The sequence below is a fragment of the Pseudomonas sp. StFLB209 genome (assembly GCF_000829415.1).
Classification (GTDB): Bacteria; Pseudomonadota; Gammaproteobacteria; order Pseudomonadales; family Pseudomonadaceae; genus Aquipseudomonas.
Genome location: NZ_AP014637.1, coordinates 786911 through 798910 on the forward strand (window position 1 = coordinate 786911; position 12000 = coordinate 798910).

General features: G+C 61.1%; 8 protein-coding genes. All 8 read left to right on the forward strand.

The features are described 5' to 3' along the window. The first annotated feature begins 556 nt into the window (after positions 1-556). Positions 557-1873: a nucleotide sugar dehydrogenase gene (locus PSCI_RS03660; RefSeq protein ID WP_045482961.1), complete on the forward strand. Its 1317-nt coding sequence runs from the start codon at positions 557-559 to the stop codon at positions 1871-1873. A 124-nt stretch (positions 1874-1997) separates the two neighbouring features. Next, positions 1998-3479, forward strand: a complete 1482-nt coding sequence (alg8, locus tag PSCI_RS03665) for a mannuronan synthase (RefSeq protein ID WP_045482963.1) — start codon at positions 1998-2000, stop codon at positions 3477-3479. A 40-nt stretch (positions 3480-3519) separates the two neighbouring features. Next, entirely contained in the window at positions 3520-4692 is a 1173-nt protein-coding gene (locus PSCI_RS03670; protein WP_045482964.1) for an alginate biosynthesis protein Alg44, read from the forward strand. A 2-nt stretch (positions 4693-4694) separates the two neighbouring features. After that, entirely contained in the window at positions 4695-6134 is a 1440-nt protein-coding gene (algK, locus tag PSCI_RS03675; protein WP_045482965.1) for an alginate biosynthesis TPR repeat lipoprotein AlgK, read from the forward strand. Continuing rightward, positions 6131-7639: an alginate export family protein gene (locus PSCI_RS03680; protein WP_045482966.1), complete on the forward strand. Its 1509-nt coding sequence runs from the start codon at positions 6131-6133 to the stop codon at positions 7637-7639. Before algK ends, PSCI_RS03680 begins: the two co-directional genes overlap by 4 nt. Before the next feature lie 26 nt (positions 7640-7665). Further along, positions 7666-9276, forward strand: coding sequence for a mannuronan 5-epimerase AlgG (gene algG, locus PSCI_RS03685; RefSeq protein ID WP_045482967.1), 1611 nt, complete (start codon positions 7666-7668; stop codon positions 9274-9276). A 14-nt stretch (positions 9277-9290) separates the two neighbouring features. Next, on the forward strand, positions 9291-10730 hold the full coding sequence (locus tag PSCI_RS03690) for an alginate O-acetyltransferase (RefSeq protein ID WP_045482968.1): 1440 nt from the start codon (positions 9291-9293) through the stop codon (positions 10728-10730). Positions 10731-10738: 8 nt separating this feature from the next. Continuing rightward, a complete protein-coding gene (locus tag PSCI_RS03695; RefSeq protein ID WP_045482969.1) occupies positions 10739-11863 on the forward strand; it encodes a mannuronate-specific alginate lyase in 1125 nt (374 codons plus the stop codon). Positions 11864-12000 lie beyond the last annotated feature (137 nt).

A 12000-nucleotide genomic window follows, 5' to 3' on the forward strand; every position in this document is an offset into this window, starting at 1 on the left:
CTAGTTGACCAACTTTGAAAATTTGCTGAAAACGGGACGAGTGGCCCGGAACTATTTCATGCCACTCAGGTTCCTACATCCCGTAACGATTCAGGCCCACCATGTAGGTAATAACTTACAGCGACACGGAGAGCGACAGGGGTTACCACAACGTAGTTTGATCACTGGGATGATCAAGGCTGTCGGTATCGAATCAATACATAGACTTATAACGTCAGACAGGAAAGACATTGAGCCGAACGCTTCAGACAGGACGAGACAGGATGGCGAGGCCCTGGCCCCGCAGTGTTGCTGATCTTACGGGCTGATGAAGGCGGTTCAGTAAGTGGTACATGACTCCCAGAGCAAACCCCTGCCCTCACGGACAGGCTATTTGCCACGTGTACCTGGCGTCAATTGAGTCGGCCCTCCCTGTATTTGGCTACTCATTAAATTAAACATGCCTGCGTTAGTTAAGTGACTTGTTATAAGCCACCGCTGCCGACGTAGGGAATCTGCTGGCCCGCGTTTCATACCCAGCAACTTTTAGTTAGGCGTTACAATCGAGGAGAGTGCGATGCGTATCAGCATTTTTGGTTTGGGTTATGTCGGCGCTGTATGTGCCGGATGCCTTTCTGCACGGGGTCATGACGTTGTCGGTGTAGATATCTCTGCCGAGAAGATTGCCCTGATCAATAACGGTAAGTCGCCCATCGTCGAGCCCGGTCTGGGCGAGTTGCTGGAACAAGGTATCCGGACCGGCAAACTGCGCGGAACCACTGACTTCTCCGAAGCCATCCGCAGTACTGACCTGTCGATGATCTGTGTCGGGACGCCCAGCAAGAAGAACGGTGACCTGGAACTTGATTACATCGAATCGGTGTGCCGCGAGATCGGTTACGTCCTGCGCGAAAAAAACTCGCGCCACACGGTAGTGGTGCGCAGCACCGTACTGCCAGGCACGGTCGCCAATGTGGTGATCCCGATCCTGGAAGATTGCTCGGGCAAGAAGGCCGGCGTCGATTTCGGTGTGGCGGTCAACCCGGAATTCCTGCGCGAAAGCACCGCAATCAATGACTATGACCAACCGCCAATGACCGTCATCGGCGAGTTCGACAAAGCCTCCGGGGACGTGCTGCAGTCGCTGTACGAAGAGCTGGATGCGCCGGTGATCCGCAAGGACATCGCGGTCGCCGAGATGATCAAGTACACCTGCAACGTGTGGCACGCCACCAAGGTGACCTTCGCCAACGAGATCGGCAACATCGCCAAGGCGGTCGGCGTCGATGGTCGTGAAGTGATGGAAGTGGTCTGCCAGGACAAGACCCTGAACCTGTCGCAGTACTACCTGCGTCCGGGCTTCGCCTTCGGCGGCTCGTGCCTGCCCAAGGACGTCCGCGCCCTGACCTACCGTGCCGGCAGCCTGGACGTCGAAGCGCCGCTGCTCAACTCGCTGATGCGCAGCAACGTCTCGCAGGTCCAGAACGCCTTTGACATCGTTGCCAGCCACGACACCCGCAAGGTTGGCCTGCTGGGGCTGAGCTTCAAGGCCGGCACCGACGATCTGCGTGAAAGCCCGCTGGTGGAACTGGCCGAGATGCTGATCGGCAAGGGCTTTGAGCTGAGCATCTACGACAGCAACGTCGAGTATGCCCGCGTCCATGGTGCCAACAAAGACTACATCGAATCGAAGATCCCCCACGTCTCCTCGCTGCTCAACGCGGACTTCGACAAGGTCATCAACGACTCGGACATCATCATTTTGGGTAACCGTGATGAGCGCTTCCGCGCGCTGGCCGACAAAGCGCCGGAAGGCAAGCGGGTGGTCGATCTGGTGGGCTTCATGTCCAAACCGACCACTGAAAACGGCCGCGCCGAAGGCATTTGCTGGTAAGCGCCGCAGTAAGTTTTAAGCGGCAAGCTTCAAGCTGTCAGCCGCTGGCCCAAGTCCGGAACCTGATGCTCCTGACCTGTGGCTTGCAGCTGACAGCTTGCAACTAATCCGAAGGATGCTTCTGATGGACAGGCTTAAAAACGGCCTTTTGCAGGCTGCCGGTTGGCTGTTTTACCTGACTTTGCTGGGTGCGCTGGTGACTGCGCTGCCAACCAGCATCTTCGACTCGCAGTCGAAGAACTTCATTTTCCTCATCGGTATCGTCGGTATCTGGCGCTATTCGATGGGCGCCACGCACTTTGTGCGCGGCATGCTGTTTCTCTACGTCGTCTACCCACGCCTGCGCCGCAAAATGCGCAAGCTGGGCGAGCAAGCCAACCCTTCCCACGTGTTTCTGATGGTCACCAGTTTTCGGATCGATGCCAGCACCACCGCCCAGGTGTATAGCTCGGTCATTCAGGAAGCCATCGACTGCGGGCTGCCGACCACCGTGGTCTGCTCGCTGGTCGAGCTGTCTGACGAGCTACTGGTCAAAAGTCTCTGGGAACGCCTCAATCCACCGGAGCGGGTCAGCCTGGATTTCGTCCGGATTCCCGGCACCGGCAAACGTGACGGCCTGGCCTATGGCTTTCGCGCCATCTCCCGGCACATGCCCGATGACCGTGCGGTGGTGGCAGTGATCGACGGCGATACCGTGCTCAACAAAGGCGTGGTGAAAAAGACCGTGCCGTGGTTTCACCTGTTTCCCAATGTCGGTGGCCTGACCACCAACGAATTCTGCGAAGTGCTCGGCGGCTACGTGATGAGCGAGTGGCACAAGCTGCGCTTCGCCCAGCGGCACATCAACATGTGCTCGATGGCCCTGTCCAAGCGGGTACTGACCATGACCGGACGGATGTCGGTGTTCCGCGCCAGCGTGGTTACCGACCCGGAATTTATCGCCGACGTCGAGGCCGACTCGCTGCATCACTGGCGGCTGGGCACCTTCCGCTTTTTGACTGGCGACGATAAATCCAGCTGGTTCAGCCTGATGCGCCTGGGTTACGACACTTTTTATGTGCCCGACGCCGCCATCAATACCGTGGAGCACCCGCCAGAGAAAAGCTTCCTGAAAGCCAGCCGCAAGCTGATGTACCGCTGGTACGGCAATAACCTGCGGCAGAACTCCCGCGCCCTGGGGCTGGGCGTGCGACGCCTGGGCATCTTCACCAGCATCGTGCTGTTTGACCAGCGCGTGTCGATGTGGACCTCGATTCTGGGCCTGACCGTGGCGATCATCGCCAGCTTCAAATACGGCGGCGCGTTCCTGCTGATGTACCTGCTCTGGATCGGTATTACCCGCCTGATCCTGACCCTGTTGCTGGTCTGCTCGGGGCACCGGATCGGTCCGGCCTACCCGATCATTCTCTATTACAACCAGATCGTCGGCGCCCTGATGAAGATCTACGTGTTCTTCCGCCTGGATCGTCAGTCCTGGACCCGCCAGGACACCAAACTCAGCCGCGACATGGCCAGCTTCCAAGGCTGGTTCAACACCTGGTCGTCCCGAACCATGACCTTTTCAGCCGGCAGCATTTTTGTCGCTGTGTTGCTGACCATGGTCTGACCGGGCCTCTGAATCAATCGATCAATCAGGAAAACTCACCATGAATACCGCCGTGAACGCCAATGTCGTGCATGAATCCGAAGCCCAGCGCCAGCACGCCCGAGTCAAGCTGCCGGCCAAACTGCGCCTGCTCAACGGGGCGCCCAACGCGCCGCTGGTCAAGGTCGAAGACCTCAGTGCCGGCGGCCTGAGCTACATCGCCCCGAACCCGCAAGCCTTGCGCGTCGGCGAAGTGATCAAGGCGCGCATGCAGTTTCTGGTCGACAACCTGGGCCTGGCCATGGACGTCGAATTGCTGATCCAGTCGATCAACCCAACCACCGGCCGGGTCGGTGCGCAGTTCCAGAACCTTGAGCCGCAGGACATCGCCACCCTGCGCCACCTGATTACCTCGCACCTGGCCGGCGACATCGTCAGCGTTGGCGAAGTACTGGCCACCCTGCAACGCGATAACTTCACCCGGCCGCGCAAGAACAAGGCCGGCGAAGGCGGCATGGGCTTCTTCGGGCGGCTGCGCGCCGTGACCTTCAGCCTGGGGATTTTCATTGTCGGCCTGGGTGCGTTCGGCTTCATTCTCAAAACCGTTTACGGCCTGTACTTCGTCAGCCACGCCTCGGCCGGCCTTGTCACCGTACCGAGCCTGGACGTGACCATGCCTCGTGAAGGCACGCTGCAAAGCCTGGTGCAGGTCAACCACGAGGCCGAGAAAGGCGCACCACTGGCCTCGTTCAACACCAACATGCTGGAGATGCTCAAGGGCGGCCTGGCCGGTGAAGACCTGCAACCGGCGAAGATTGAAGAGCTGTACGGCAAGCAACTGAGCGGCACCCTGACCAGCCCGTGCGACTGCGTTGTGGCTCGCCAACTGGTAGCCGACGGCCAATATGCCGCCAAGGGCCAGGTGATCTTCCAACTGGTGCCACGTAACACCCCGGCCACTGTTGAAGCCCGCTTCACCTATCGCCAGTTCCGTGACGTCAAGCCCGGCACCCAGGTCAGCTTCCAGATCGCCGGCGAAGATCAGGTGCGCACCGGCCGGGTGGTCAGCAGCGCCAACCTGACCAATAACGACCTGTCGACCGACATTCGCGTGCAAATCAAGCCTGACGAGTCGCTGAGCAGCGCCTTCATCGGCCGTCCGGTGGAAGTGGTCAGTGATCGCGGCCCATCGATGAACTGGCTGATCGATAAAGCCGTGGCTGCAGGTCTGTAATCATGAACCGTCCGCTTCGACGCTCGTCGATCTCCCCGCTGCTGTCCGTGACCACATTGGGCCAGGCTGTTGCTCTGGGACTGGCTGTGACCCTGGCTGGCTGCGCCGGCCTGCCCGATCAGCGCCTGGCCAATGAAGCCATGCAGAACGGCGATACTGCCCTGGCGGAGCGCAACTACCGGCAACTGGCCGAGCTGGGCTACAGCGATGCCCAGGTCGGTCTGGCCGACATTCAGGTGGCCAGCGGTGACCCGGCCCGCCTCAAGGAGGCCGAGGCCACCTACCGCGCTGCGGCGGCCACTTCGCCGCGCGCCCAGTCACGCCTGGGCCGGCTGCTGGCCGCCAAGCCCGACGCCACCGATGCTGAACGCAAAGAAGCCCAAGGGCTGCTGCAAAAATCTTTCGCCAGTGGCGAGTCTGGCAGCCTGTTGGCGCTGGCCATGCTTTACCTGCAATACCCGCACAGCTTCCCTGAGGTCAACGCCCAGCAGCAGATCAGCCAGTGGCGCAGCATGGGCTATGCCGAAGCCGGCCTGGCACAGATCGTTCTGTACCGCACCCAAGGCACCTACGAGCAGCATCTGGATGAAGTCGAGAGCATCTGCAAACAGGCGCTGGCCAGCACCGACATGTGCTACGTCGAACTGGCCACGGTCTACCAGACCCGTGGCCAGGCCGACCAGCAAAAAGCCCTGCTCGACCAGCTCAGAAGTGCCTACTCGGCCGGCCGGGTCGACGCCCAGCGCGTCGACAGCGTAGCCCGGGTACTGGGCGATGCGCAGGTCGGCAGCCCTGATCCGCAAACCGCCCAGCAATTGCTCGAAGGCATCGCGCCGGGCTACCCGGTGTCATGGGTCACCCTGGCCAAGCTGCTCTACGACTTCCCGGAGCTGGGCGACGTCGACAAGATGATGGAGTACCTGAACAACGGCCGCGCCGCCGACCAGCCGCGCGCCGAACTGCTGCTGGGCCGACTCTACTACGAAGGTAAATGGGTGCCGGCTGACGCGAAGAAAGCCGAGCAGCACTTGAGCAAGGCCAGTGCCAGCGAACTGTCTGCCCACTACTACCTGGGCCAGCTGTACCGCCGTGGCTATCTCGGTCAGGTCTACCCGCAAAAAGCCGTGGATGAACTGCTGCTCGCCGCCCGTGGCGGGCAGGCCAGCGCGGACTTCGCCCTGGCGCAGCTGTTTTCCCAGGGCCGCGGCATCAAGCCTGACCTGGTCAATGCCTGGGTCTTCAGCCAACTGGCCAAGACCCACAATCCGACCCCGCAGGCCGATGAACTGGCCCAGCAGATCAACCCACAACTGTCACCCGCACAACTCGCCGCTGCCCAGCAGCTGTTGCAACGCGAGCAAAAAGCCCGGGGCGCGACCGCCAGCCAGAACGCGCTGGTCCTGCAGACCCTGCAAAAAGACGACGGTGAGGAAGCACTATGAAGCTGAACCCTTTGATGGCCGCTGGCATGGGCCTTGGTTTCACCCTGCTGTGGGCCTGCCCGACGCTGGCCGCCATGACTGAAGAAAAAAACTTCGGCCTGGAAGCGAAGATCACCGCGCAAAGCGAGGATGACCGCGACCTGGGCACCCGCTCCGGCGGTGACGTCAAGGGTATCGGCCTGGACCTGCGCCCCTGGGTATACGGCGAGCGCGGCAACTGGAGCGGCTACGCCATGGGCCAGGTGGTCACCGCCACCGATACCATCCAGACCGACCCGCTGGAACAGACCACCATCGACAGCAATGGCCAGAGCGGCACACAGATCTCCCGCGGTAACGCCAGCGAGCGTGAAGTCGACAAGACCTACGCCGCGCTGCGTGAATTCTGGATCGGCTACAGCGGCTTCACCCCCTACCCCGGGGAAGTACTCAAATTCGGCCGCCAGCGCCTGCGCAACGCTGATGGCCAGTGGCACGACACCAATATCGAAGCGCTGAACTGGACCTTCGACACCACCCTGCTGCGTGCCGAACTGGGTGCCGCTCAGCGTTTCAGCGAGTACCGCACCGACCTCACCGAACTGGCGCCGGAAGACGAAGACCGTCAGCACCTGTTCGGCTCGGCCAGCTATCAATGGACGCCAGGCCACTGGGCCGGCATCCGCGCCCACCACAGCCATGACGACGGCAAGCTCAAGCGCAGCGGCGAAGTGCTCGACGATCTGGACAAGACCGCCAATGGCGACCTGACCTGGGTCGGCCTGAACGTCGACAGCGATGCCTATAACCATCGCAATACCCACACCGTCAATTACTGGGGCAGCCTGACCTGGCTGACCGGTAACCGCGACCAGATCGGCGCCAACTACGACAACACCACCGACCAGTATCTGGCCGGCGACAAGACCGGGCGTAACGTCAATGGCTGGGCGACTGACCTGGGCATCCGCCTGCGTCTGGACCCGCAATGGCAAGTGGGCGCCGCGTACTCGCGCGCCAGCAAGGATTACGAACAGAACGGCCTGGAGAGCAACCGCTCGAACTGGACCGGCACCCGCTCGCGCGTGCACCGCTTCGGTGAAGCCTTCCAGGGTGAAATGGCCAACGTCGAAAGCGCTTCGCTGTTCGCCTCCTGGCAGTTCAACGAGGAGTACGACGCCTCGCTGATCTACCACAAGTTCCGCCGCGTCGATGGCAACGCCGGCATCGGTGGCGCCGGGATCAACCCGACCCGTGAAGTGATCGATGCCAGCGGCATCCCGACCAATACCTTCAGCTCCCTGCCGCTGGAAGACGGCCGTAAGGATCTGGGTCAGGAGATGGACCTGGTGGTCACCAAGTACTTCAAACAAGGCCTGCTGCCGGCAGCGTTGAGCCAGTCGTTCGATGAGCCGTCGGCGCTGGTGCGCCTGCGCGCCGGGGTGTTCAAGCCGGGTGATGCCTATCACGACCAGGTCGACAGCTACATGCATCGCGCCATTGTCGATGTCATCTGGCGCTTCTGAAGCGACGGCCCAAGGAGTGCGATGAAATGAATCGTCAGATCAACAACGCCAGGCCGCGCCATTGGCCGCATACCCTGCTCGAAAGCGCAGTGCTGGGCAGCGCCTTGCTGGTGGCCAGTGCCGCACTGGCCAACACCCCGGTGGTCAGCGAACCGGCCAAGTCGGTGGTCAAGGAGCTGCAACAGGCCAAGACCTACACCATCACCAGCCCACCGGCCGAGCCACTGGCGATGCAGACCCCCGAGCTGCCCGACCTGTCCGGCTACACCACCGAGGCTGCGCTGCAAAAGATCGACCGCAGCGCCAAAGGCAAGGTGCGTGTGACGCGGATGATGGATGAAGAAACCGGCATGAAGGAGTTCGTCGGCGGCGACAACAAGATGGCCGAGTGGGTGGCGCGCCAGCGCGGTATTCCGCAGATCATCGTGGTCGAGAACGGCTATGCCAGCCTGCAGGATGTGGCCCGCCAGGTGCCCAAACAGATGCTCAGCGAAGTGTCGCCCGGCGTATTCATCGCCCGCGTGCCGATTTTGGTCAAGCAAACCGGCAGCCTGGAAATCGACAAGCGCACCACCGAACTGCGCCTGTCCCAGGAGCGCGGCGCGTTTCTGGTCAACGAAGGCAAGCTGCTGATCGCCAATACCCAGGTCAACGGCTGGAGCGAGACCCGCAACGGCCATTCCACGTGGCGCAAGGCCGGCGAATTCCGCCCGTTCCTGCTTAGCTGGGGCGGCTCGCAGACCTGGATCGCCAGCAGCAAGATGGCCAGCCTGGGTTATGACCAGAGCAAGTCTTACGGTGTGAGTATTTCCCAGTACACGCCCAATGCGGCCAAGGTGCTTAACCGCCCCGAGCCGACCGGCTGGATCATTGACTCGGAATTCTCGGACCTGTGGTACGGCTTCTACTGCTATGAAACCGAAAACTTCGTGATCAAGGGCAGCACCTACCGCGACAACATCGTCTACGGCATCGACCCGCACGACCGCTCGCACGGGCTGATCATCGCCGAGAACACCGTGTACGGAACCAAGAAGAAGCACGGGATCATCATCTCCCGCGAGGTGGACAACAGCTTCATCTTTCGCAACAAGAGCTACGACAACAAGCTCTCCGGCGTGGTCCTGGACCGTAACAGCGTCGGCAATATCGTCGCCTTCAACGAGATTTACCAGAACCACACCGACGGCATCACCCTGTACGAGAGCGGCAACAACCTGTTGTGGGGCAATCGGGTGGTGGCCAACCGTCGCCACGGTATCAGGGTGCGTAACAGCACCAACATCAAGCTCTACGACAACCTTGCCCTGGGCAATGGCCTGATGGGCGTCTACGGCCACATCAAGGACTTGAACGACACCGACCGCGACATCGACCTGGACCCGTTCGACGCCGAAGTTTCGCTGATCGTGGTCGGCGGCCAGCTGGCCAGCAACGGTTCCGGCCCGCTGGCAATCGACTCGCCGCTGAGCGTCGAACTCTACAACGTGGCCATGCTGGCACCGACCAAAAGCAATGGCATCACCTTCAACGGCGTACTGGGCGAGAACCAGGAGCAGATCCTCGATCTGCTGGTGCGCCAGAAACGCGCCGTACTGATCGATCCCGTCGAAAGCCAGAGCGAGCTGCGCCCATGAGCCGAGAGACTTCCATGCATAGCCACCTGATCAAATGGCTGGGCCTGTCCAGCCTGACCCTGGGCCTGATGGCCGCTGCCGGCGCTGCGCGTGCCGACGACAGCCTGGCACCGGACTTCACTGCCGAGCCATGCTGCCAACTGTGCCCGGCCGCCCATGATGCCAGTAACTACACCACCCGCTATCAGCAGAACTTCACCACCCTGATTCAGGCTGAGGGCGACTGGCTGTTCCGTACCAAAGAAGACCTGCGCACCGAGTTCGACACCACGCCGGCCGGCTATAAGCGCCTGCAAGAACTGCAACGCGCCTTCAAGCGCAAGGGCATCGACCTGGTGGTGGTCTATCAGCCAACCCGTGGCATGGTCGACCGCAACAAGCTGTTGCCGCAGGACCGCGCCAAATACGACTACGACACCGCGCTGAAGAATTACCAGGCGATGCTCGGCCGCTTCAGCAAGATGGGTTACTGGGTTCCGGACCTGAGCCCGCTGACCAGTGAAACCCAAGACCATGATTTCTACTTCCGTGGTGACCAGCACTGGACCCCTTATGGCGCCCAGCGCACCGCCAAGGTGGTGGCCGAGACGGTGAAGCAGATCCCGGGCTTCGACGAGATTCCCAAGCGCGAATTCGAAAGCCACAAATCCGGGCGCATGGGCAAGACCGGCACCCTGCACAACATGGCCGGCCAACTGTGTGGCACCAGCTATGCGATCCAGTACATGGACCAGTTCGCCACTGAGCCCAAGGGCGAAGCCGGTGACGGCGACCTGTTCGGTGACTCGGGTAACCCGAAGATCACCCTGGTCGGCACCAGCCACAGCGGCAAGAACTACAACTTCGGCGGTTTCCTGCAGGAATACATCGGTGCCGACGTGCTCAACGTGGCCTTCCCCGGTGGCGGCCTGGAAGGCGCGATGATCCAGTATCTGGGCAGCGAAGACTTCCACAACAATCCGCCGAAAATCATCGTCTGGGAATTCTCGCCACTGTATCGCCTGGACCAGGACAGTATCTGGCGGCAGATGTTTGCCCTGCTTGATGACGGCTGCGATGCCAAGCCTGCGGTGCTCAGCGCCGAAACCAGCCTCAAGCCCGGTAACAACGAAGTGCTGGTCAACGGCAAGAACGGCATCAAGGACATTCGCAACTCGGCCAACCGGGTCGACATCCAGTTTGAAGACACGTCGGTAAAAACCCTCAAGGCGCGCCTGTGGTACATGAACGGCCGCCATGAAGACCTGAAGATCGAAAAACCGGAAACCGCCGACACTGATGGACGCTTCGCCTTCGACCTGCGCGAAGACGAAGACTGGGCCAGCCAGCAACTGCTGGCCCTGGAAATCGAAGGACCCGAAGCAGGTAGTGAGCCACAGAAAGTCAAAGCCCAGGTGTGCAAACGCAATGCATTGCCAGGTACCCAACAGCATTCTGCGCAAGCCGGATTATGAGGTGACTTATGCAGATATCCCGACCTGTCCGCCCCGCCCTGCTGTCGCTGGCCATCCTGGCCGCGACCGCCTGGAGCGGCGCGGCTGCGGCAGCAGCGCCGCTGATTCCGCCCCAAGGTTACTCGGCCCCCATCGAGAAGATGAAAACCGGCGATCACAACTTCAGTTGTGCCGCCATCCCGCAGCCGTACACCGGTGCGTTGGTGTTTCGCAGCAAATACGAGGGCTCCGACAAGGCCCGTGCAACCCTTAACGAAGACGCAGAAAAAGCCTTTCGTAACGCCACCCAGGACATCACCGACCTGGAGCGCGGGGTGAGCAAGGTGGTCATGCAATACATGCGTGACGGCCGCCCCGAGCAGCTTGATTGCGCGCTCAACATCCTGACCACCTGGGCCCGCGCCGGTGCGCTTGAGTCGCAGGAGTTCAACCATACCGGCAAGTCGATGCGCAAATGGGCGCTGGGCAGCATGTCGGCGGCATACCTGCGGCTGAAGTTCTCCGACTCGCGGCCGCTGGCCAACCATCAGCAGCAGGCTCAGGAAATCGAAGCCTGGTTCAGCAAGCTCGGTGACCTGGTGATCAGCGACTGGAGCAACCTGCCGCTGGAAAAAATCAACAACCACTCGTACTGGGCCGCCTGGTCAGTCATGGCCACCGCCGTGGCGACCAACCGCCGCGACCTGTTCGACTGGGCCGTCAAAGAGTTCCGGGTCGCCGCCAATCAGGTCAGCCCGGAAGGTTTCCTGCCCAATGAAATGAAACGTCGCCAACGCGCGCTGGCTTATCACAACTACGCCCTGCCGCCGCTGGCGATGGTCGCCAGTTTCGCCCGCGCCAATGGTGTGGACCTGCGCCAGGAAAACAACGCGGCGTTGCAGCGCCTGGCCCAACGGGTGCTTGAAGGGGTACGCGACCCGGACGAGTTTGCCGACCGTGGTGGCGAGAAGCAGGACATGACGGATCTGAAAAAAGATCCGAAATTCGCCTGGCTGGAACCGTACTGCAGCCTCTACACCTGTGATGCCCAGGTGCTGGAGGAAAAGCACGAAAAGCAGCCGTTCAAGACCTTCCGCCTGGGCGGGGACCTGACCCGGGTCTATGACCCTAATCACGACCGTGACAACCAGTGATTGGGTAACACCGTAGGAGCGGCTTGAGCCGCGAATGATTCACAGCGAATTTCGCGGCTCAAGCCGCTCCTACAGATAGCAATGCGATGTCCCTCCTGTTTTTCATGGGGGGTTTGGGGGGGCATTGGCCCTTATTG